The organism is Spiroplasma ixodetis, assembly GCF_040369795.1.
Taxonomy (GTDB): Bacteria; Bacillota_I; Bacilli_A; order Mycoplasmatales; family VBWQ01; genus Spiroplasma_E; species Spiroplasma_E ixodetis_B.
In genome coordinates this window covers 1448254-1470172 of the sequence record NZ_AP028955.1, presented here as the reverse complement: position 1 = coordinate 1470172, position 21919 = coordinate 1448254, and the positions used below count along the sequence as shown (strand labels likewise).

Here is a 21919-nt window from a genome sequence, read left to right as displayed (position 1 = left end):
TTAGGAACCATTGGATTTACAACAGTAAGTATAACTAACTAAAGTAATTTTTACTCATAAATAATGTAAAATAATAATATGTAATTTAAACAGTTTTTGAATTTAAAATTACAATTCAGCAATATTTAAAATAGATTAGGAAGATTAAATTATGCCAAAACCATACAGTGAAGACTTACGAAGAAAAGTAATAGAAGCCTATGAAAGTAAAAACATGAAAATTAAAGAAATTTGTAAAGTGTTCAATATTACTAGAAAGACTTTATTATTATGAAGAAAAAGAAAAAAAGAAACTGGGCATATAAAACCAATTTTGAATTATCAAAAAGGACATAGCCACAAAATAAAGGATTTAGATGAATTAAAAAATTATTTAGCGCAAAATAAAGATGTTACAGTTCGAAAAGTAATTGAAAAATTTGGTGATATGATTAAAGAAATATTTTATAACTATTTCAAAAAACTAAATTATACATATAAAAAAACTTTTCTATATGAACAAAGAGATAAAAATAAACAAGAAGATTTTTTAAAAGAAATAGCTAAAATAATGAATGAAGATTTAGTATATATTGATGAATCTGGAATTGATGATAATGAATTTTATAAATATGGTTGATCTGAAAAAGGTAAAAGATTATTTGATAATAAATCCGCATATAAAATAAAAAGAATGAGTATAATTGGTTCGCTAAATAAAGGTAAATTAAAAGCCCTATGAGCATTTTAAGGACATTGCAACAGTAAAATTTTTGAATCATATGTAAAAAATATACTAATTCCAGTATTAAAGCGTGGACAAATTATAGTTTTAGATAATGCAACGTTTCATAAATCTAAATTAACACAACAATTAATTGAAAATGCTGGATGCAAACTATTATTTCTTCCACCATATTCTCCTAATTTAAATCCAATTGAACATTTTTGATTTGCTATAAAACATAATATAAGAAAAATATTACCAAATTATTGACCAAATATTAAAAAAGCGATTGATTTTATTTTTCAAGATATGAGTAAACATTACTTTCGTTAGCTATTCAACAGCAATAGTCGCTTGTAAAACATCAGAAAGTATTTTAAGTAAATCATTTGCTTCTAGTTATAATGTTGATGACTTTAATAATTTAGAAGGTTTTGGTATTAAATATAACGAAGAAAATAATACATATGATTTTCTTTGATCAAAATTAACAGTAGATTTAGCAACAATTATAGTACCAATTAATAATACAGTTCCGGTTCAAAAAATTTCCAAAGATAAAAATATTGAAGTTAAAGAAAATGAATTAGTAGCAATATATTCTGCAGAAGATCAAGAAGGTTTAATTATTGGTTCAGAAAATTTTATTACAATTAAAATTAAATTAAATTTATATAAAGGATTAAAACAAGAAACAAATAAAGTTGAACTAGTAGATCAAAAAGTAGAATACGATGTTTCATTAAATTTATTTGTTAAACAAAACTTAAAATTTTTAACAACTCCAACTGTAAATTGTAAAGCAGATATTGCTGAATTTAAAATTGGATGGGATCCACTTTATTGGACACTAATTACGTAGACAAGTGAACAAATTAGTTAAAAGAAAGGAATTATAATTATGGCCAATATTAACTCATATACTGATGAATTTAAAAAACAAATAGCAGCTTTATATCAAAGTGGTAAGTCAGTGTCTTGTCTTGCTAAAGAGTACAACGTTACAAGAGCTGCTACTTATAATCAAATTAAGCAATTTACTAATTCAGGCAGTTTTAAAACCAAAGATAACCGTTCTGTTGAAGAAAATGAATTAATTAAATTAAGAATGGAAAATGATATTTTAAAGCAAGCAGCACTAATAATAGGCGGAAAATAGAAATTATTACTAAAAATAAAGTTAAATATAAAATTCGTACAATGTGTTGTTTTTTAAAAATCTCTAAATCAACATATTATTTTAATTTCAAGAAAAAAGAAGATAAAATTCAAAATAATATAGACATATTCCGTAAATAAATTTAATCAATTGTCAATAATAATATTTATAAATTTTTTAGTGTTAATAATTATAGAAGTTAATATTTTTAAAAAAATACTTTAAAAATAAATTTATAGGTAATGTTTAGTAATCTGTGTAACTTACAAAAAATAACTATGTTTAATTAATTCTAGTAAATAAAATTAAATAACTAGAAAGAGTGAGGTACTTATGTCTAAAAAACAAAATATTAATAATAATGATCCAATATCAAAAGTAGTAGATTTATTACTAAAAAATAATGAAGATTTAACAACAGTTTTTAAAGAGGGATGTTTATATAAAGAATTAACAAAAAGATTAGTTGAAAAAATGTTGAATTCTGAAATGCAAAATTATTTAGGATATTAAAAACATCAACATAATAATAGTCAAAATGCTCGTAATGGTATAAGTTCAAAAAAATTAATAACTCAACAAGGTAAAATTGAGATTAATGTACCACGAGATCGTAATAGTAATTTTGAGCCAGTAATAGTTGCAAAAAGACAAAGAAGATTTGATGGTTTTGATCAACAAGTTCTTTCATTATATGCCAAAGGCATGACTTTATCAGATATTAGAATGCAGTTACAAGATTTATATCATGGTGCTGATATTAGCGAAAGTTTTATTAGTCAAATTACTGATGATGTTATTGATGATGTTAAAGCATGACAAAATCGGCCATTAGAAAGTGTTTATCCGATTGTTTATTTTGATTGTATAGTAGTGTTAAAGTACGACAAGATAAACGCATTATTAACAAATCAGTTTATATAGCACTAGGAGTTGATTTAGAAGGTAAAAAAGATATTTTAGGTTTATTAATTAGTGAAAATGAAGGTTCTAAGTTTTGATTATCTAATTTCACAGAAATGAAAAATCGAGGCTTAAATGATATTCTTATTGTTTGTAGCGACAATTTAACAGGAATGTCAGAAGCAATACAATCAGTTTATCCTAAAACCGAACATCAATTATGCATAGTTCATCAAATTAGAAATAGTTTAAAATATGTTTCATACAAACATATAAAATCACTAGTTACAGATTTAAAACCAATTTATAGTGCATGTAGTGAAGAACAAGCAATGCAAGCTTTAGAATCTTTTGAAAGTAAATGAAATAAACAATATCCTCAAATTGCTAAATCATGATATAAAAATTGAGATAATTTAATGGTTTTTATTAGTTATCCTGCAGAAATCAAAAGAGTGATTTATACAACAAATGCTATTGAATCTGTTAATAGTCAATTACGAAAAGTTATTAGAAATAAAAAAGTTTTTCCAAATGATATGGCATTTTTTAAAATATTTTACTTAGCAATTGAAAATATAACAAAAAAATGAACAATGCCCATTCAAAATTGAAATACAGCAATTGCTCATTTTATGATAAAATTTGAAGATATAATTAATCTAAACTAGTAACTTTGTAAAAAGATACACAGATTTTTAAAAAGCCTCTTTTCTACATTTATTTATTAAAATTTTGAATATTTTTAATCAAGCAAAAACATGTTCAATTTTAATTCTAATTTTTGAAATAATTTTATTGTAGATTTTTTCTTGTTTAGTTAATTTTTTATTTTTAGTTTTTTTAATCGGTAATATAGTATTTTTATAAATATTTTGTATTACTTGATATCCCAAATCACCAATAATTATTGTTTTTTCTGAAAATTCAAGATTTGAATTTTTTAATATTTGAAAATCATGTACTTTTCCATTATCAGCAAAAATATCAACAATTTTTTTATTAAAAAAGTTATATATAATTTGAAATTTTATAGAAAACATTCAACTTTTACCAGAAAAATATTCTAACTGTAGTTTTTTTTAGTTGGTCTTTCAATTTCAATTTCAGTTGAATCAATTAAATAAAATTGAAATTCATTTAAATCTTCTTGTTTTTTCTCAATTTTTGATTTATATTTCGTTTTTAAAAACTGATAATCTTTGTCATCACTAATTTTATTTTCTGCTCAAGTAATATTTCGGAAACAACTTGATGCACTCATTTTATATTTAATACTCATTTGGAAAAAAGTATAATATTCTTTTCAGTATACTAAAGTCATCATCAATCTTTCTTCAACTGAAAGTTTATATTTTCTACCTTTATTTTTTTTAAAATTTTCTATTTCAATTAATTTTGTTAACATTTCATCAAAATGAAAACGTTTTATACCAAAATATCTATAAAATTGTTCATTTTTTAGTTTTTTTAAATTTTCAAAATTCATTTTTATCAACACCTTATTAATTTATTAATAAAGAAATTATAAAATAAATTTTAAATTATTAATTGACTTTTAAAAATTTTATTTACGGAATATGTCTAGTGAACCAATTATAATCATTCTTTTTATTTTATATGCGGGTTTATTATCAAATAATCTTTTACCTTTTTCAGAACAACCATATTTATAAAATTCATTATCATCAATTCCAGATTCATCAATATATACTAAATATTCATTCATTATTTTAGCTATTTCTTTTAAAAAATCTTCTTGTTTATTTTTATCTCTTTGTTCATATAGAAAAGTTTTTTTATATGTATAATTTAGTTTTTTGAAATAGTTATAAACTGTTTCTTTAGTCATATCACCAAATTTTTCAATTACTTTTTGAACTGTAACATCTTTATTTTGCGCTAAATAATTTTTTAATTCATCTAAATCCTTTATTTTGTGGCTATGTCCTTTTTGATAATTCAAAATTGGTTTTATATGCCCAGTTTCTTTTTTTCTTTTTCTTCATAAGAATAAAGTCTTTCTAGTAATATTGAACACTTTACAAATTTCTTTAATTTTCATGTTTTTACTTTCATAGGCTTCTATTACTTTTATTCGTAAGTCTTCAATAGACATATTCCGTAAATAAATTTTTTAAAAGTCAATTAATAATTTAAAATTTATTTTATAATTTCTTTATTAATAAATTAATAAGGTGTTGATAAAAATGAATTTTGAAAATTTAAAAAAATTAAAAAATGAACAATTTTATAGATATTTTGGTATAAAACGTTTTCATTTTGATGAAATGTTAACAAAATTAATTGAAATAGAAAATTTAAAAAAACTAAAGGTAGAAAATATAAACTTTCAGTTGAAGAAAGATTGATGATGACTTTAGTATACTGAAAAGAATATTATACTTTTTTCCAAATGAGTATTAAATATAAAATGAGTTCATCAAGTTGTTTTCGAAATATTACTTGAGCAGAAAATAAACTTAGTGATGACAAAGATTATCAGTTTTTAAAAACAAAATATAAATCAAAAATTGATAAAAAACAAGAAGATTTAAATGAATTTCAATTTTATTTAATTGATTCAACTGAAATTGAAATTGAAAGACCAACTAAAAAAAACTACAGTTAGAATATTTTTCTGGTAAAAGTTGAATGTTTTCTATAAAATTTCAAATTATATATGACTTTTTTAATAAAAAAATTGTTGATATTTTTGCTGATAATGGAAAAGTACATGATTTTCAAATATTAAAAAATTCAAATCTTGAATTTTCAGAAAAAACAATAATTATTGGTGATTTGGGATATCAAGGAATACAAAATATTTATAAAAATACTATATTACCAATTAAAAAAACTAAAAATAAAAAATTAACTAAACAAGAAAAAATCTACAATAAAATTATTTCAAAAATTAGAATTAAAGTTGAACATGTTTTTGCTTGATTAAAAAGATTCAAAATTTTAATAAATAAATGTAGAAAAAGTATATTTAGACTTATGTACTTAAGATTTAACTTACTTTGTGAAATTTTTAATAAAACAAAACCATTAAAATAAAAAAATATTTTTAATATTTTTTTAAAAATTTAAATTTTTATCAAGTTAATATAAAAATAATATTAACAATTTTTGTGTTTGAAATATAAATTTATTTTTAAATTATTTTTTTAAAAATATTAACTTCTATAATTATTAACACTAAAAAATTTATAAATATTATTATTGACAATTGATTAAATTTATTTACGGAATATGTCTAATGTATGGTTTTGGCATAATTTAATCTTCCTAATCTATTTTAAATATTGCTGAATTGTACTTTTAAATTCAAAAAATGTTTAAATTACATATTATTATTTTACATTAGACATATTCCGTAAATAAATTTTTTAAAAGTCAATTAATAATTTAAAATTTATTTTATAATTTCTTTATTAATAAATTAATAAGGTGTTGATAAAAATGAATTTTGAAAATTTAAAAAAATTAAAAAATGAACAATTTTATAGATATTTTGGTATAAAACGTTTTCATTTTGATGAAATGTTAACAAAATTAATTGAAATATAAAATTTAAAAAAACTAAAGGTAGAAAATATAAACTTTCAGTTGAAGAAAGATTGATGATGACTTTAGTATACTGAAAAGAATATTATACTTTTTTCCAAATGAGTATTAAATATAAAATGAGTGCATCAAGTTGTTTTCGAAATATTACTTGAGCAGAAAATAAACTTAGTGATGACAAAGATTATCAGTTTTTAAAAACAAAATATAAATCAAAAATTGAGAAAAAACAAGAAGATTTAAATGAATTTCAATTTTATTTAATTGATTCAACTGAAATTGAAATTGAAAGACCAACTAAAAAAACTACAGTTAGAATATTTTTCTGGTAAAAGTTGAATGTTTTCTATAAAATTTCAAATTATATATGACTTTTTTAATAAAAAAATTGTTGATATTTTTGCTGATAATGGAAAAGTACATGATTTTCAAATATTAAAAAATTCAAATCTTGAATTTTCAGAAAAAACAATAATTATTGGTGATTTGGGATATCAAGGAATACAAAATATTTATAAAAATACTATATTACCAATTAAAAAAACTAAAAATAAAAAATTAACTAAACAAGAAAAAATCTACAATAAAATTATTTCAAAAATTAGAATTAAAGTTGAACATGTTTTTGCTTGATTAAAAAGATTCAAAATTTTAATAAATAAATGTAGAAAAAGTATATTTAGACTTATGTACTTAAGATTTAACTTACTTTGTGAAATTTTTAATAAAACAAAACCATTAAAATAAAAAAATATTTTTAATATTTTTTTAAAAATTTAAATTTTTATCAAGTTAATATAAAAATAATATTAACAATTTTTGTGTTTGAAATATAAATTTATTTTTAAAGTATTTTTTTAAAAATATTAACTTCTATAATTATTAACACTAAAAAATTTATAAATATTATTATTGACAATTGATTAAATTTATTTACGGAATATGTCTATTATTTATGAGTAAAAATTACTTTAGTTAGCTATATATTCAGGACTTTCAACATCACTTACTTTATTAGCGATTATATTACCAACATTTCCAAAAATAGTATTTAAAAATTTTTTTCTTGTCTGTCGATAAATCATCAGTTACTTGAAAACATAAAAAACATTGATAATTAAAACTTCTAGTTTTATTAATTAAATTGATAATGTTATCACTTGCAAAAAAAGTTAAATTCATCAAGAATAATATTAATTTGTTGATTTCTTGGTTTTATAGAAGCAAATTCTTTTAAATCTTGGATAAGCAATTTACCTATATTACTTGCAAGTTCGGGGTATGATAATGAATTTAAAGAAAACAAAATAACTTTATGATTTTTAACAATTTCTGTTAAGTCATTTTCTATAACAATGCTTTTTTTAATTGTTCATTATAAATACTTAATCGATAGTAAAGACCTTTAATATCACTTAATTTAAAACTTGAAAATAGTTCTAAGTTTTCTTGATTATTGATATCAATAATGGTTCTAATTTTTGATAATGAAAAATAATTAATAATGTTTTCTAGTGTTATTGGTATATTATTTTCCATTAATGAATTTGTTAAAAGTAAAATATAACGATGTGCAACTGCTTGATAATGGGGTTCAGAAAAATCAAATAAACTCATAATTTTATCTGCTAAAACAATATGACTTTTTGAAGATAAAGGATTATATTGATTATCACCATTAATTGTTCAAACGAAAGCATTATTATCAATATCTTTAACTTTGTTTATTAAGTCACTGTCACCTTTTCCATCTATAATGATCACTGTTTGATTTAATTTATAAACAAGTTTATTTATTATTGATAATACTGTTTTAGTTTTACCTGAACCAGTTGCTCCAATTAGTAAAGTGTGTTGATTTAATTTAGATTTTACTAAACCAACTTTTTTATTTAGATTTATTAAATTTGTAGAACCTAATTTTTTAAATTCTTTAATTTGAGATTTTGCTTCATTTTTTAGTTTTGAATTTTTGGGATTTCATTTTTCAAAATTTATATAAAAATAATAAAATAGACACCCCATAAAAATTAAAAAACTAACACCAAATGAAGTTTCTGTAACTCAAATTTCAAAAATGATTGCAAATCAATTTTTGAAATTGACACTTGGATAATAATATCAAGCATATAAGATTGCACCGATGAAAGCCACAGCCATTCATAATGCAAGAAAAATCAAAATTCATATCATTGCAAAAATTCAAAATTTATGAAAAATATTTCCTTTCCACTTGTCTTTTGTTCAATTTATCATCATTCTTTTATCCTTTTTGGTATATGCCTTTAAATCGATCATATTTGCTTTTTTTGGCGATGTTTTTATTTTGAATATGTAACCATTAATCATGTTTTAGTTATGAGACTTTTTTGCTTTTTTTATCTTGATAATCATTACTACATGACAAATCAAGTTCATCATATAAAAATTGTAAAGATTTTTCTTTAATAAGTTTTTCTTTAAATTCGTTTCACTTGTCTTGTTCATTTTTAAAAATTATTTTTTTATATTTTTTGATCTTTGGTTTAGTGGGTTTAAAATTTATTTTTTCATTTCAACATTTTTGATGAAACATTTCATAAATTTCAATTTCATTATTTTCATTTGTAATAACAATATTATCATAATCATCATGACAATGTATTTTTATTATATTTTGCTCATAATCATAAACTCTCTTTTCGCATCATGAACAATTATCACCGGTTAATGTACAAAAATTTATTTTATTATTTTGCATTTTATTTACTCCTTGAATTTTTTATATTTTAATGCTTTGTATTATTTTTTAAACTTTTTAAAATTGTTTTTAAAATTGCTATTTATTATCAATAATGGTCAAAATGGAAGTAAAAATATAAATAATATTAAAACTTCAATTACTTTCCTTATTGGATTTAAAAATAATTTTTCAAATAATTTCATATTATTGGTTCTCCTTAATATTTTTATGTATGTCCAACAAATTTCGGTAATGTTTAGTAATCTGTGTAACTTAGTGATTTTACAACTAAAATTTATTTAAAAAACACAGTTTTTAGGAAAGTCCCACAATTCTTCATCATCAATTTGTAAAACTTGAATTGGTAATTGTTCTTGTTTTGAAATCTTAAATCAAAATTTACCTTGGTTTGCTTTTGCGATGTAATTTTTTATTGTTTCACTAAGTCCACCCGATTGTTTATACATATCATTCAAATTATTTAAGTCATTTGGTTGCATGCCACCAACTAGCGTATATTGAACATTGTTGATAATGCCAGTAAATTTCTTTTTGACATTTTCACTGCCAGTAAAATCAGCAATGTTTTGTGTTGCAATAATTAATGAGCTTTTGCATTTTCTAATTCTTTTCATTGTGTGAAATAAAAAGTCTAGGGCAACGCTGTTATTTTCGTTAGCTAGTAAGTGTGCTTCATCAACAGCAATAATAATTCGTTTTCAATCTTTTTCTTGTTTATTTTCGTTGTATGACTGAACAGCTGAAAGTTCAATTCCTAGCATTCGTAAAATCAACATCATTTGTAAATTAATTATTTTTTTATTACTATTTTCAAATAACTCTCTTAAATCAAAACAAAATATATTTGCTTTGCTTCATTGAAATTTAGTGTGACCATTTCAATATTTAGAGTATGTATCTTGTGTTAGAGCTGTTAGCTTAGATTTTAAATTATCTAACTTTAAAATATTTGCTGATGATTTTTCGGGACTTTCCTAAAAACTGTGTTTTTTAAATAAATTTTAGTTGTAAAATCACTAAGTTACACAGATTACTAAACATTATCGATTTTTTCATCTTTAATTTTTTGACAAATTAAATTATATAAATCAGTAAATGTTGGATAATCTGTTGCTTTTAACTTTTCAAAATTAGTATTTGGTAAAATATTTTTATGAAAATATAATTCTTTAATTAATTCTATTAATAGACTTGTAGTTATGTCATCATCATTTAAATTTGGATATAACATAACAAAAAATGCTTCTAGTAATGATAGTTGGTTATTAAATGTGTCTGCATTATCATGACTATCATCTAATTTGTAAATTTCTAGTGGATTTATAATATTACCTTTGGCTCCTGAGCCATTAACAACTTGTCCATTTAAGTAATTAGTCAAATTTCTAAATTCACGTTCAGGGTCTAAAATAAATATTTTTCGATTATTTTGATATGCTTGATTTAAAAGAATTTTTTTAGTAGTAAATGATTTTCCACTTCCACTTTCTCCTAAAATTAACAAATTATGATTTATTCTTTGTGAGTTCTTTTTAAATAAATCTCAAATAACTGGTTTTCCGGAATTAGTTTCAGCAAGTAAAAATCCTTTTTCATCTTTAAGTGGCATATCAGGAATTGGAAAACTTGTTGCAAAAGTATCACAATTCATTTCAATTTCAACTTCTTTTGAAATAAATTTTGTTCAATAAAAAATTTCAATAAGAGCTTGTTGTTGTAAAAATAATAAATTATTATATTTTCAACACATAGTATTTGCTAAATCAATTAATTGTCTTTTAGTATTATTTAATGTTGTTTTATTGCCATAAGCAATAATAAAGATTGAAGTATCTTTTAAATCATCAACATCATCAATAACTGCTTGTTGTTGTTCTAAAAAAGCATTATAGAATTGTTCTGATTCACTTTTTTGACTTGTAGTTAAAGCATATTGTTCATTAGTTTTGATTTTATTTAAAGCATTGTCTAATTGTTTTTTAGCTTTTAATTTATTAATAGGATTTAAATTAATACAAATATTTATATTACTTAAATTAAATAAGTTATTTAATCAAAAATAATTTATTTGTTTTGGTAAATCATTAATAGTTCATACAAAACCATTATTATTTTTGCCTTTAAAATTTGAACAATTAGTTTTTATATTTTTCTCATCAAATGTAAAATCAGTTCAAATATTATTGATTTTTTCTTGTGATAACTTTTTTATATTTAAACTACTAAACGAACTATTTGTCATTAATGATTGTAATTGTGACAATGTTCTTTCTTTCTTATCACTACAAAAAATAATATAAACAGTTGGTGTGGTTAATAATTTGGTTTCTTGAATTGATTTTAATTGTTCAATTTGTAAATCAATTAAATAATTATTTTCATCATTATTTTTCTTTTCTTGTTGATTTTTTAAATTATTAATTTGTTCTTCCAAATCATAATTTTGATTTGTTTTTATAATTTTACATTACATTGTGATTGTTCTTAATAAATCAGTAAAGTCTTCAAGTACTGTTGCTCGTTGACTTTCATTTAACAATGTTAAATTTACTGTTTGTAATTAAACACCACAAATAAAAAGATTATTTTTTAATTATTTAAACAGAACAATGTTTTTGTCATTTAATAATTCAAAATTAGGATTTAAATTTACAGTTGAACTTTTACCAATCATTGTTAAATATTTAATTGAACGAACAATTAATTCATAAGTTCTTGTTTCATTTTTTATTTTTTGAATACAAATAAAACCAAACGCAATGATTATCAAACTTAAAGAAAATTTTAAATAAACATTGATCGTTAATAAGAATGCTATTGAAATAGACATACTTATAAAAATCAATAATACTAATAAATCAGTCAAGTTTATACCTCGAAAAATTTGATAATGAATTTTTTTAGTACTTTTTGGTAAATTTACTTTTTCCATTACTTTTCTCCTTTATTTTCTTTTTTCATACCAATTAAAAAATTTTTTTTGTTTTTCTCATAGGTTTTTTACCTAAGTTTTTGTTAGCAAATCAATCACTTGTTGATTTTTCAAATTTGTTTTTAGATTGATTTTCATATCAATTTGGTTGACCATTTTCAAAATATTTATCCACAATTTTTTTGTCAAATTCATTACTGGTTTTATTTTTATATCTTTGCTTTGTACCATGAATAACATTTTTATTAGTTGCGCTACCAATGATTGAATTATCAACTTCTTCTTTCTTTAAAGGTTTGGTTTTTAATTGTTTTTTCAATTTTTGATTTAAATTATGTGATTCATGTTTTGATATACCTTTTGCATATTGTTGTGAACTTTTTGTTTTAACAATACTTGCTAGTTTTTTAGTTGGATTTACAATTGCATTTTTCCCTACTCTTTTTAAACTACCTTTTGCTCCAAATGTTTTATATGTAGTTAGAGAACCACCAATAAATCCGGCTGTAGCTAAGACCGAACCAACAGTTGCTTTGGTACTAAAATTGGCGAATTTTGCAAGTCCACCACTTTGCAATCTATTTCAAACCCCATTACTTTCTCCATCTTGGTTTTTACCTAGCATTTTTCTTTTTCCTATAAGCAGACTTTTACCAAGACCAAACATGCCAATGGCTCCGGCTTTTAAACCACTACTTGCAGCTTTCATTAGACATATTCCGTAAATAAATTTTTTAAAAGTCAATTAATAATTTAAAATTTATTTTATAATTTCTTTATTAATAAATTAATAAGGTGTTGATAAAAATGAATTTTGAAAATTTAAAAAAATTAAAAAATGAACAATTTTATAGATATTTTGGTATAAAACGTTTTCATTTTGATGAAATGTTAACAAAATTAATTGAAATAGAAAATTTAAAAAAACTAAAGGTAGAAAATATAAACTTTCAGTTGAAGAAAGATTGATGATGACTTTAGTATACTGAAAAGAATATTATACTTTTTCCAAATGAGTATTAAATATAAAATGAGTGCATCAAGTTGTTTTCGAAATATTACTTGAGCAGAAAATAAACTTAGTGATGACAAAGATTATCAGTTTTTAAAAACAAAATATAAATCAAAAATTGAGAAAAAACAAGAAGATTTAAATGAATTTCAATTTTATTTAATTGATTCAACTGAAATTGAAATTGAAAGACCAACTAAAAAAACTACAGTTAGAATATTTTTCTGGTAAAAGTTGAATGTTTTCTATAAAATTTCAAATTATATATGACTTTTTAATAAAAAAATTGTTGATATTTTTGCTGATAATGGAAAAGTACATGATTTTCAAATATTAAAAAATTCAAATCTTGAATTTTCAGAAAAAACAATAATTATTGGTGATTTGGGATATCAAGGAATACAAAATATTTATAAAAATACTATATTACCAATTAAAAAAACTAAAAATAAAAAATTAACTAAACAAGAAAAAATCTACAATAAAATTATTTCAAAAATTAGAATTAAAGTTGAACATGTTTTTGCTTGATTAAAAAGATTCAAAATTTTAATAAATAAATGTAGAAAAAGTATATTTAGACTTATGTACTTAAGATTTAACTTACTTTGTGAAATTTTTAATAAAACAAAACCATTAAAATAAAAAAATATTAAAAATATTTTTTTAAAAATTTAAATTTTTATCAAGTTAATATAAAAATAATATTAACAATTTTTGTGTTTGAAATATAAATTTATTTTTAAAGTATTTTTTTAAAAATATTAACTTCTATAATTATTAACACTAAAAAATTTATAAATATTATTATTGACAATTGATTAAATTTATTTACGGAATATGTCTATTGTCGTTAACATACGCATTCCTTCCATAATACCGACTGTTTGACCAACCATGGAAGAAAATAACATTTGCGAATTATATGTAGCAACAGCTCCGCCAGTAATAAATAACAATTTAAATGTTGACTGACCTATTCAATCATTACTTACATCATTTCCGGCTTTTAACATTAAAGGTTCTAAATTTATAAATAAAGTTAAACTCAAAACAATGCCAAGCGAAGAAATAAATCTACCAATTACTAAATCCTTTCACAGATTTTTTTTGCCATTTAAAACCACTTGTAGCAGTTGAAAAAATAATTGGTGAATTTATATACAATAAAAACAAATCAAAAATTCTTTGAATTAAACTTAAACCTAAATAGAAAAATATAATCATACAAAAGAAGCTACCAAGTGTAGCCAAAAACAAATTGTATTTTTCCATATCAGGATATCCTGCATCATAATGTCAATCTTGACGATTTAATCCATCAGTAAATCCTAATGCAGCAACCATATTAACTAATTTTTCTCCATGAACAAAATCAGGCATAATAATGTGAATTATTGAAATAACGGTAAAATTAATTACTCAAAAAAATAAAGGAATTAAAAGCAATAATACAATAACAATTATGCTACGATTTGCAATACCAGCAACTTCACTACGTATATTTTGATGAACCATAGCATGCAATATAACTCCACCAGCGAACAACACAATCAACATAATTGCTATTACTAAACAAATCAAAAATTGTGGAGGCATATTTAAAAAATGACCATTTGTTCCAAAAATTTTATCAACAATTTTTTGACCAGATAAATAAGTTATTGCGTCACCTAAACCATGAACAACGTATAAAGGGCCTTTCACAAAAATGTTATAAAGTATTTGAAAAAAAGCAGTTTTAATTCCTAAAAAATCACTCATTAAAAGCATTATTTAATACCTGCTTTGCTTTGTAATTTACTATTTAAATAAACAATTTCTCTTTGACTATGAATGTTGCATAAGTACATATCAAAAATTATTTTTTCGTGTTTTGTTTTAATTACAATGCTTGGTTTTTTATGACAATAATTGCACACTCATAATTACAATAAACCAAGCATTCTTGCAAAAATAATATGAGCAATACCCGAAGACATTAAAATCATTGAACATCCTAAAACACTTCAAACCATATGTCTTAAATATTATCTTTTGTTTTCAGGGTCGCTATGAATTTTAAAAGCATACTTGATAGTACTAAATGCTAAACCACACCCACCAATTGCATACAAAATTGGTAATAATACTTCCATTAAATTGTTTAATAATTGTTGAGTTTGTGAGTCAACATTTGATAGTAAATTAAATATAGAAAACATCATATCTATCATTCCTTTCATCATTTGTTTTATTTTCATTTGTGATAATATATATTTGATAAGGTATCTATGTTATACATAGCCTCCTTTGGTGCGACTATTTAAAAACAGAAAATAAAACTGGGTTTGTGGTTATTACATAATCTTGAAAAAATCATTTACTAACTCAACATGAGAATTCAATTAACAGACAAATACATGTAACAACAATTCTATTAATATTTTTAAATAGCTCTTTTATCATGATATAGAAGTATTTACATTTAGCACTCACCATTTGACTTCTACGACAGTTTATTGAGTTTTACAAAATCAATAAATAAAATAAAGAACCTAACAAGGTTCTTTATATAAAACGTAACTTTAATTGCAAATAATTATTTAAAAATATATAATTTATATGTGGGTTAAGCGATTTCTATACGGAACCTGTCAGTAACGGGATATTGTCAGTATCGCGGTTACACTTTATATTATTTGAATTTTATAAATTAATTATAAACTTTTTTTATTTAAAATCAAATTTATAACAATTATGAAATTAAATAGTTCACAATATAATTCTCAACTTTTAATTTCTTTATTTAATTCAGAATAATTATTTCAATCTTCAAATAAAGATTGATTTATTTTGTTTATAATAGGCTTAACTTTACAAAAAGTATTACGATATAAATTTTTTTTGAACAAATTGTAAATATTTATCTACTTGTGTTGAATTTAAAATACAATTTAATGTTTTTTTTAAATCTTTATTATAAATTTCATAATTAAAATTTTTTTATTTCACGATAAAAATTTAATAATTTGTTCATGCATTAATTTTTGTAAATTGAAAAAATAATTACTTCAATCTTTTTTATCTAAAAAATATCTAATTTTTTCTAATTGATTTGTTATTTGTTCATCAAAATGAGTTTCGCTATCGTCAATAAATACATTTTGAGGATTTTTATTAAAACAATTAAATAAATCATCAATTAATATTTTATTTAATTGTTTTTGTTTACAAAAAGGAAAATCATCTCTTATTTTTTTTATGATATTCAAAAATATCTTTACTTGATAAAAAAATATCAATTCACTGTTTTCCTTTTAAAAATGAATCTTTATTATAAAAAACATCATCATAATTTGAAGTTATAATATATTTTTTATTCTCTTTAAATATATTTTTAATAACAACAAATGATTTATTTAATTCTTGATTAATTTTTAAATATTTATTATTTTTAGGATTTAAATTAACAAAATTATTAATATATTTACCTAATTCTAATTTATTCATCAAGACATATTCTTTTTTAAAATTTACATTATTTCTTTAATAAGTTCTTCATATGCATTTTTTTGACGTCAATAATGTTTATTTTCTCAAATACTATTTAATTTATTTTCCGTCTTAATAAATGATTTTGAATTTGTTATTACAATTTGTGATAAATTACTATTTAATTTTTCTTCTTCTAATAATTTATAAATTTCAATAGTATCTTCATCTTCTTTTAAGTTATTAAAAATTATTCGTAAATTTGGCACATTTATATTTTCTTGTCTACAAATATAATTTAAAGTATTTTTTAAATCTAAAATTACTTTAAAACTCCCAATTCCGTTGTTTATGGGTATCATTATTAAATCAGAAATAATTAAAAAATTCATTGCTAATTCAAGAACTGTTGGTGGATAATAAATTAATACATAATCATATTTTTCAAAAACATCATTAAAACTATTAAGTATATTTTTACCAACTTTATATATAGCTAACTAAAGTAATGTTTACTCATAAATAATGTAAAATAATAATATGTAATTTAAACAGTTTTTGAATTTAAAAGTACAATTCAGCAATATTTAAAATATATTAGGAAGATTAAATTATGCCAAAACCATACAGTGAAGACTTACGAAGAAAAGTAATAGAAGCCTATGAAAGTAAAAACATGAAAATTAAAGAAATTTGTAAAGTGTTCAATATTACTAGAAAGACTTTATTCTTATGAAGAAAAAGAAAAAAAGAAACTGGGCATATAAAACCAATTTTGAATTATCAAAAAGGACATAGCCACAAAATAAAGGATTTAGATTAATTAAAAAATTATTTAGCGCAAAATAAAGATGTTACAGTTCAAAAAGTGATTGAAAAATTTGGTGATATGACTAAAGAAACAGTTTATAACTATTTCAAAAAACTAAATTATACATATAAAAAAACTTTTCTATATGAACAAAGAGATAAAAACAAACAAGAAGATTTTTTAAAAGAAATAGCTAAAATAATGAATGAAGATTTAGTATATATTGATGAATCTGGAATTGATGATAATGAATTTTATAAATATGGTTGATCTGAAAAAGGTAAAAGATTATTTGATAATAAACCCGCATATAAAATAAAAAGAATTAGTATAATTGGTTCACTAAATAAAGGCAAATTAAAAGCCCTATGAGCATTTGAAGGACATTGCAACAGTAAAATTTTTGAATCATATGTAAAAAATATACTAATTCCAGTATTAAAGCGTGGACAAATTATAGTTTTAGATAATGCAAAGTTTCATAAACCTAAATTAACACAACAATTAATTGAAAATGCTGGATGCAAACTATTATTTCTTCCACCATATTCTCCTAATTTAAATCCAATTGAACATTTTTGATTTGCTATAAAACATAATATAAGAAAAATATTACCAAATTATTGACCAAATATTAAAAAAGCGATTGATTTTGTTTTTCAAGATATGAGTAAAGATTACTTTAGTTAGCTATACATTTTCTTTTGTATATAAATTATTTAAAATTGTAGATGATTTTGTTAATTCTTCTCCAGCAATGATAATGTCAATGTTTTGATATTTTGTTTTTTGAATAATATTATTAATTCCAACATTAAATCCACCAAACATTTTTAATAAAGTAACATCTTTTACAATTTTATTTGTATAAAATTGTAAAAGATAATAGACATATTCCGTAAATAAATTTTTTAAAAGTCAATTAATAATTTAAAATTTATTTTATAATTTCTTTATTAATAAATTAATAAGGTGCTGATAAAAATGAATTTTGAAAATTTAAAAAAATTAAAAAATGAACAATTTTATAGATATTTTGGTATAAAACGTTTTCATTTTGATGAAATGTTAACAAAATTAATTGAAATAGAAAATTTAAAAAAACTAAAGGTAGAAAATATAAACTTTCAGTTGAAGAAAGATTGATGATGACTTTAGTATACTGAAAATAATATTATACTTTTTTCCAAATGAGTATTAAATATAAAATGAGTGCATCAAGTTGTTTTCAAAATATTACTTGAGTAGAAAATAAACTTAGTGATGACAAAGATTATCAGTTTTTAAAAAAAATATAAATCAAAAATTGATAAAAAAAAGAAGATTTAAATGAATTTCAATTTTATTTAATTGATTCAACTGAAATTGAAATTGAAAGACCAACTAAAAAAACTACAGTTAGAATATTTTTCTGGTAAAAGTTCAATGTTTTCTATAAAATTTCAAATTATATATGACTTTTTTAATAAAAAAAATGTTGATCTTTTTGCTGATAATGGAAAAGTACGTGATTTTCAAATATTAAAAAATTCAAATCTTGAATTTTCAGAAAAAACAATAATTATTGGTGATTTGGGATATCAAGGAATACAAAATATTTATAAAAATACTATATTACCAATTAAAAAAACTAAAAATAAAAAATTAACTAAACAAGAAAAAATCTACAATAAAATTATTTCAAAAATTAGAATTAAAGTTGAACATGTTTTTGCTTGATTAAAAAGATTCAAAATTTTAATAAATAAATGTAGAAAAAGTATATTTAGACTTATGTACTTAAGATTTAACTTACTTTGTGAAATTTTTAATAAAACAAAACCATTAAAATAAAAAAATATTAAAAATATTTTTTTAAAAATTTAAATTTTTATCAAGTTAATATAAAAATAATATTAACAATTTTTGTGTTTGAAATATAAATTTATTTTTAAAGTATTTTTTTAAAAATATTAACTTCTATAATTATTAACACTAAAAAATTTATAAATATTATTATTGACAATTGATTAAATTTATTTACGGAATATGTCTAATGTAGCTTGTGAATCAAGGTCAATTAATAATACTTTTTTTCATTAAGAGCAAATTTATACGTAACATTTTTACAAAGAGTAGTTTTTCCAACTCCACCTTTTTTATTACAAAAACTAATCATTCTCATTATCTTGATTTTCCTTTCCATATCGGTCTTCTAAAATAGTTGTCATTAAAGTTGTATAACTTCATCTTTTTTCTTTTGCTTCTTTTCTAAATTGATCCACTAAATATCTACTACAAAAAGTATTTGGTATCATATCTTTGCTTGTTCTTTTTTTAAAATCTGGATGGGTTACACTTTATTGGACACTAATTACGTAGACAATTGAACAAATTAGTTAAAAGAAAGGAATTATAATTATGGCCAATATTAACTCATATTCAGATGAATTTAAAAAATAAATAGTAGCTTTATATCAAACTGGTAAGTCAGTGTCTTGTCTTGCTAAAGAGTACAATGTTACAAGAGCAGCTACTTATAATTGAATTAAGCAATTTACTAATTCAGGCAGTTTTAAAACCAAAGATAACCGTTATGTTGAAGAAAATGAATTAATTAAATTAAGAAAGGAATTAAAACAATTAAGAATGGAAAATGATATTTTAAAGCAAGCAGAACTAATAATAGGCAGAAAATAGAAATTATTACTAAAAATAAAGTTAAATATAAAATTCGCACAATGTGTCTTTTTTTAAAAATCTCTAAATCAACATATTATTTTAATTTCAAGAAAAAAGAAGATAAAATTCAAAATAATATGTATGATGAAGCTGTGATTAGTGCTTTTAAAGAAAATAAAGAAGCTTATGGAACAAGAAGATTAAAAGTTGTTCTAAAAGAAAAGAAAATTAATTTATCAAGACGAAAAATTAAAAAAATTATGAATAAACATAATTTAATATCAAAATACACTAAATTATCATACAAAAATTATCATAATAAAGTCAATGATAGTCAAATTACTAATCTTGTTAATAGAGACTTTAATAATAGGCTTAAAAATGAAGTTATTGTTAGTGATTTAACTTATGTTCAAGTTAATGGTAAATGAAACTATATTTGCTTATTAATCGACCTGCACAATCGCGAAATTATTGGACATATTGTAGGTACTAAAAAAGATGCATCATTATTATATCAAGCATTTATGTGTTCAAATCGTTGTTTAAAAAATATTCAAATATTTCATAGCGATCGCGGTAATGAATTTAATAATAAAACTATTGATAAACTTTTATTAGCCTTCAATATTACCCGCTCTTTAAGCAAAAAAGGTTGTCCTTATGATAACGCTGTTGCTGAAGCAACTTTCAAAACTTTCAAAACAGAATTTATTAATGATAAAAATTTTACATCATTAATCAAATTAAAATTAGAATTATTTGATTATATCAATTGATACAACAACATAAGAATCCACAGCACTCTAAACTACTTAACCCCCATAAAACACCAAACACAAATGTCTACCAAAAAACAGTCCTAAAAAAGGTTGCCATTCCAAATCTTTGGTTTTAGAAAAACTTGAAAGTTCTTTTATTCCATTTTTTTCAAGTAATGAATTTAATTTTGCCATATTTTCCTCTTTTTTTATTTTTAAAATATAAATAAAAATAGTTTTAAATAATAGATTTTTATAAAAAATAAAAAAAAATAAAACATGTTTTATTTTTAAAAATTAGTAAAAAACTACTCAATTGAGTAGTTTTAAAATATTTAAATATTATTATTTTAAAATTATGGGTTTAATTTTTTCATCATCTGATTTTAAAAATAATTTTTGTGCCTCTTTATTAATTTCATCTACTTTTAATGATTCTTCTGAAAATTTTACATTATTCGTATTACGATTTTTCAATATATCTTCTAAAGGTTCTTTTTTTTCTTTTTATCAATCATTATCACCAAAAATTGAATCTGCTGATGAACAACAAGCTAGAATAGATTTTAAATTTTCAACAAAAGGAATGCATAGGCCTATTATTCCAATAATATTAGTATAATGATTAAATCTTTGTTTTAATTCTTTTATATTTTTAAATGGTTCTATTATTTTCTGTATTGTTTTTAAATCAATTTCATTTTTCATTTTATTTAAAAATGAAAGCTTTACTTGTTTTCTTCTTTTTGAATCTTTTGACTTATTTATTAAATCTATTTCTTTTTGCATATTTAAATTTAATAAAGATAAATTGTATTGAAAATATTCTTTAGTTTCAGTTGATATATATTTTGTTTCATTTTTTATTTTTTTAATTAAATTGTAAATTTTTGCATATTTTTTTTCAGTTTTTTTTGATTTTGTCTTTCAAACATTTTTCTCAAAAATATACTACGTGAAAATAATTTTTTTGAATTATCATCAAATATATGATCGTTATATTTCGTATTAAATATTTTTTCTTGTTTTTTTGTTAAAGATGATAAATTCACTTTTCCTTTTATTATTATGGCTTTATTATATATCTTTGATTTATCGGTTTTTTTCAATTTGATTCTGATGGCATAATTTTCATCTCCTCTCTTTATTGCTTTTGAATATTTTTTCTACTCTTAAAATAATCA

General features: G+C 21.1%; 36 protein-coding genes and 1 pseudogene. 18 read left to right on the top strand and 19 right to left on the bottom strand.

The annotated features are described in order from the left end of the window. Nucleotides 1-151 precede the first annotated feature (151 nt). The 5 genes and pseudogenes from ABWV63_RS10430 to ABWV63_RS10410 all read left to right on the top strand — a co-directional run bounded on the left by ABWV63_RS10430 (nt 152) and on the right by ABWV63_RS10410 (nt 3439). A complete protein-coding gene (locus ABWV63_RS10430; protein ID WP_353306298.1) occupies nt 152-730 on the top strand; it encodes an IS630 transposase-related protein in 579 nt (192 codons plus the stop codon). 18 nt (nt 731-748) lie between these two features. After that, nucleotides 749-1039, top strand: a complete 291-nt coding sequence (locus ABWV63_RS10425) for a transposase (protein ID WP_353307254.1) — start codon at nt 749-751, stop codon at nt 1037-1039. Further along, entirely contained in the window at nt 996-1568 is a 573-nt protein-coding gene (locus ABWV63_RS10420) for a hypothetical protein (protein ID WP_353306297.1), read from the top strand. Before ABWV63_RS10425 ends, ABWV63_RS10420 begins: the two co-directional genes overlap by 44 nt. 39 nt (nt 1569-1607) lie before the next feature. Beyond that, the gene (locus tag ABWV63_RS10415; RefSeq protein WP_353306296.1) at nt 1608-1865 is read left to right on the top strand and encodes a transposase; all 258 of its coding nucleotides are present in this window, start codon (nt 1608-1610) and stop codon (nt 1863-1865) included. A gap of 333 nt (nt 1866-2198) precedes the next feature. Beyond that, nucleotides 2199-3439, top strand: a pseudogene (locus tag ABWV63_RS10410) (IS256 family transposase). A 27-nt stretch (nt 3440-3466) separates the two neighbouring features. On the opposite strand, the gene ABWV63_RS10405 reads toward ABWV63_RS10410, so the two are convergent. From ABWV63_RS10405 to ABWV63_RS10395, 3 genes are all read right to left on the bottom strand, one after another. Next, a complete protein-coding gene (locus tag ABWV63_RS10405) occupies nt 3467-3811 on the bottom strand; it encodes a transposase family protein (protein ID WP_353306295.1) in 345 nt (114 codons plus the stop codon). 23 nt (nt 3812-3834) lie between these two features. After that, nucleotides 3835-4257 (bottom strand): transposase family protein, encoded by a 423-nt coding sequence (locus ABWV63_RS10400; RefSeq protein WP_353306294.1) that lies wholly within the window; start codon nt 4255-4257, stop codon nt 3835-3837. Nucleotides 4258-4335: 78 nt separating this feature from the next. Beyond that, nucleotides 4336-4887, bottom strand: a complete 552-nt coding sequence (locus ABWV63_RS10395; protein WP_353306293.1) for an IS630 transposase-related protein — start codon at nt 4885-4887, stop codon at nt 4336-4338. A gap of 91 nt (nt 4888-4978) precedes the next feature. On the opposite strand from ABWV63_RS10395, the gene ABWV63_RS10390 reads away from it, so the two are divergent. From ABWV63_RS10390 to ABWV63_RS10370, 5 genes are all read left to right on the top strand, one after another. Next, nucleotides 4979-5152: a hypothetical protein gene (locus tag ABWV63_RS10390; RefSeq protein ID WP_353305528.1), complete on the top strand. Its 174-nt coding sequence runs from the start codon at nt 4979-4981 to the stop codon at nt 5150-5152. Further along, nucleotides 5137-5400 (top strand): transposase family protein, encoded by a 264-nt coding sequence (locus tag ABWV63_RS10385; protein WP_353306292.1) that lies wholly within the window; start codon nt 5137-5139, stop codon nt 5398-5400. The genes ABWV63_RS10390 and ABWV63_RS10385 overlap by 16 nt, the downstream gene beginning before the upstream one ends. 23 nt (nt 5401-5423) lie before the next feature. Then, nucleotides 5424-5831 carry a transposase family protein gene (locus ABWV63_RS10380; RefSeq protein ID WP_353305654.1) on the top strand — a complete coding sequence of 136 codons (408 nt, stop codon included), beginning with the start codon at nt 5424-5426 and terminating at the stop codon, nt 5829-5831. Nucleotides 5832-6394: 563 nt separating this feature from the next. Then, a complete protein-coding gene (locus tag ABWV63_RS10375) occupies nt 6395-6673 on the top strand; it encodes a transposase family protein (RefSeq protein WP_353306291.1) in 279 nt (92 codons plus the stop codon). Nucleotides 6674-6680: 7 nt separating this feature from the next. After that, nucleotides 6681-7088, top strand: a complete 408-nt coding sequence (locus ABWV63_RS10370; RefSeq protein ID WP_353305654.1) for a transposase family protein — start codon at nt 6681-6683, stop codon at nt 7086-7088. Nucleotides 7089-7688: 600 nt separating this feature from the next. On the opposite strand, the gene ABWV63_RS10365 is transcribed toward ABWV63_RS10370, so the two are convergent. The 6 genes from ABWV63_RS10365 to ABWV63_RS10340 form a co-directional block, all read right to left on the bottom strand. Then, nucleotides 7689-8690, bottom strand: coding sequence for a DUF87 domain-containing protein (locus ABWV63_RS10365; protein WP_353306290.1), 1002 nt, complete (start codon nt 8688-8690; stop codon nt 7689-7691). 7 nt (nt 8691-8697) lie between these two features. Continuing rightward, nucleotides 8698-9081: a hypothetical protein gene (locus ABWV63_RS10360; RefSeq protein WP_353306289.1), complete on the bottom strand. Its 384-nt coding sequence runs from the start codon at nt 9079-9081 to the stop codon at nt 8698-8700. Between the two features lie 281 nt (nt 9082-9362). Continuing rightward, nucleotides 9363-9860 (bottom strand): hypothetical protein, encoded by a 498-nt coding sequence (locus ABWV63_RS10355; RefSeq protein ID WP_353306288.1) that lies wholly within the window; start codon nt 9858-9860, stop codon nt 9363-9365. 257 nt (nt 9861-10117) lie between these two features. Then, on the bottom strand, nt 10118-11518 hold the full coding sequence (locus tag ABWV63_RS10350; RefSeq protein ID WP_353306286.1) for a DUF87 domain-containing protein: 1401 nt from the start codon (nt 11516-11518) through the stop codon (nt 10118-10120). A 159-nt stretch (nt 11519-11677) separates the two neighbouring features. After that, complete coding sequence (locus ABWV63_RS10345) at nt 11678-12016, bottom strand: hypothetical protein (protein ID WP_353306285.1); 339 nt, start codon at nt 12014-12016, stop codon at nt 11678-11680. Nucleotides 12017-12050: 34 nt separating this feature from the next. Beyond that, nucleotides 12051-12725, bottom strand: a complete 675-nt coding sequence (locus ABWV63_RS10340) for a hypothetical protein (protein WP_353306284.1) — start codon at nt 12723-12725, stop codon at nt 12051-12053. A gap of 98 nt (nt 12726-12823) precedes the next feature. On the opposite strand from ABWV63_RS10340, the gene ABWV63_RS10335 reads away from it, so the two are divergent. Genes ABWV63_RS10335 through ABWV63_RS10325 form a run of 3 tightly spaced genes read left to right on the top strand, consistent with a single transcriptional unit; the run spans nt 12824 to nt 13673 of the window. Continuing rightward, nucleotides 12824-12997, top strand: coding sequence for a hypothetical protein (locus tag ABWV63_RS10335; RefSeq protein ID WP_353305528.1), 174 nt, complete (start codon nt 12824-12826; stop codon nt 12995-12997). 31 nt (nt 12998-13028) lie between these two features. Beyond that, nucleotides 13029-13259 carry a hypothetical protein gene (locus ABWV63_RS10330; RefSeq protein WP_353306283.1) on the top strand — a complete coding sequence of 77 codons (231 nt, stop codon included), beginning with the start codon at nt 13029-13031 and terminating at the stop codon, nt 13257-13259. Nucleotides 13260-13262: 3 nt separating this feature from the next. Beyond that, entirely contained in the window at nt 13263-13673 is a 411-nt protein-coding gene (locus ABWV63_RS10325) for a transposase family protein (protein ID WP_353305744.1), read from the top strand. A 182-nt stretch (nt 13674-13855) separates the two neighbouring features. Here ABWV63_RS10325 and ABWV63_RS10320 read toward each other — a convergent pair whose 3' ends face one another. From ABWV63_RS10320 to ABWV63_RS10295, 6 genes are all read right to left on the bottom strand, one after another. Continuing rightward, the gene (locus ABWV63_RS10320) at nt 13856-14080 is read right to left on the bottom strand and encodes a hypothetical protein (protein ID WP_353306282.1); all 225 of its coding nucleotides are present in this window, start codon (nt 14078-14080) and stop codon (nt 13856-13858) included. 25 nt (nt 14081-14105) lie between these two features. Further along, a complete protein-coding gene (locus ABWV63_RS10315) occupies nt 14106-14792 on the bottom strand; it encodes an Mbov_0396 family ICE element transmembrane protein (RefSeq protein ID WP_353306281.1) in 687 nt (228 codons plus the stop codon). A gap of 8 nt (nt 14793-14800) precedes the next feature. Beyond that, nucleotides 14801-14950, bottom strand: coding sequence for a hypothetical protein (locus ABWV63_RS10310; protein ID WP_353306280.1), 150 nt, complete (start codon nt 14948-14950; stop codon nt 14801-14803). Nucleotides 14951-15058: 108 nt separating this feature from the next. After that, on the bottom strand, nt 15059-15271 hold the full coding sequence (locus ABWV63_RS10305; RefSeq protein WP_353306279.1) for a hypothetical protein: 213 nt from the start codon (nt 15269-15271) through the stop codon (nt 15059-15061). A gap of 967 nt (nt 15272-16238) precedes the next feature. Continuing rightward, nucleotides 16239-16520 (bottom strand): hypothetical protein, encoded by a 282-nt coding sequence (locus ABWV63_RS10300; RefSeq protein WP_353306278.1) that lies wholly within the window; start codon nt 16518-16520, stop codon nt 16239-16241. Between the two features lie 23 nt (nt 16521-16543). After that, on the bottom strand, nt 16544-16927 hold the full coding sequence (locus tag ABWV63_RS10295) for a hypothetical protein (protein WP_353307253.1): 384 nt from the start codon (nt 16925-16927) through the stop codon (nt 16544-16546). Between the two features lie 188 nt (nt 16928-17115). On the opposite strand from ABWV63_RS10295, the gene ABWV63_RS10290 reads away from it, so the two are divergent. The 4 genes from ABWV63_RS10290 (at nt 17116) to ABWV63_RS10275 (ending at nt 19146) form a co-directional block, all read left to right on the top strand. Then, nucleotides 17116-17325 (top strand): IS630 transposase-related protein, encoded by a 210-nt coding sequence (locus ABWV63_RS10290; protein ID WP_353306277.1) that lies wholly within the window; start codon nt 17116-17118, stop codon nt 17323-17325. A gap of 66 nt (nt 17326-17391) precedes the next feature. Further along, nucleotides 17392-18003 (top strand): IS630 family transposase, encoded by a 612-nt coding sequence (locus tag ABWV63_RS10285; protein ID WP_353306276.1) that lies wholly within the window; start codon nt 17392-17394, stop codon nt 18001-18003. Between the two features lie 294 nt (nt 18004-18297). Beyond that, nucleotides 18298-18471, top strand: coding sequence for a hypothetical protein (locus ABWV63_RS10280; protein ID WP_353305528.1), 174 nt, complete (start codon nt 18298-18300; stop codon nt 18469-18471). A gap of 267 nt (nt 18472-18738) precedes the next feature. After that, nucleotides 18739-19146 carry a transposase family protein gene (locus ABWV63_RS10275; RefSeq protein WP_353306275.1) on the top strand — a complete coding sequence of 136 codons (408 nt, stop codon included), beginning with the start codon at nt 18739-18741 and terminating at the stop codon, nt 19144-19146. A 226-nt stretch (nt 19147-19372) separates the two neighbouring features. Here the strand turns inward: ABWV63_RS10275 and ABWV63_RS10270 are convergent, their stop codons facing one another. Further along, complete coding sequence (locus ABWV63_RS10270) at nt 19373-19471, bottom strand: AAA family ATPase (protein WP_353306274.1); 99 nt, start codon at nt 19469-19471, stop codon at nt 19373-19375. A 284-nt stretch (nt 19472-19755) separates the two neighbouring features. Here ABWV63_RS10270 and ABWV63_RS10265 point away from each other — a divergent pair. Then, nucleotides 19756-20840 (top strand): IS3 family transposase gene (locus tag ABWV63_RS10265; protein WP_353307252.1). Its coding sequence is split into 2 segments (ribosomal slippage): nt 19756-19957 and nt 19957-20840, totalling 1086 coding nucleotides; the frame shifts between segments, so codons are not numbered across the junction. A 240-nt stretch (nt 20841-21080) separates the two neighbouring features. Here the strand turns inward: ABWV63_RS10265 and ABWV63_RS10260 are convergent. The 3 genes from ABWV63_RS10260 to ABWV63_RS10250 all read right to left on the bottom strand — a co-directional run bounded on the left by ABWV63_RS10260 (nt 21081) and on the right by ABWV63_RS10250 (nt 21844). Further along, nucleotides 21081-21212 (bottom strand): hypothetical protein, encoded by a 132-nt coding sequence (locus ABWV63_RS10260; RefSeq protein ID WP_353306273.1) that lies wholly within the window; start codon nt 21210-21212, stop codon nt 21081-21083. 30 nt (nt 21213-21242) lie between these two features. Then, nucleotides 21243-21524, bottom strand: coding sequence for a hypothetical protein (locus ABWV63_RS10255; RefSeq protein ID WP_353306272.1), 282 nt, complete (start codon nt 21522-21524; stop codon nt 21243-21245). Between the two features lie 86 nt (nt 21525-21610). Beyond that, entirely contained in the window at nt 21611-21844 is a 234-nt protein-coding gene (locus ABWV63_RS10250; protein ID WP_353306271.1) for a hypothetical protein, read from the bottom strand. Between the last annotated feature and the right edge of the window lie 75 nt (nt 21845-21919).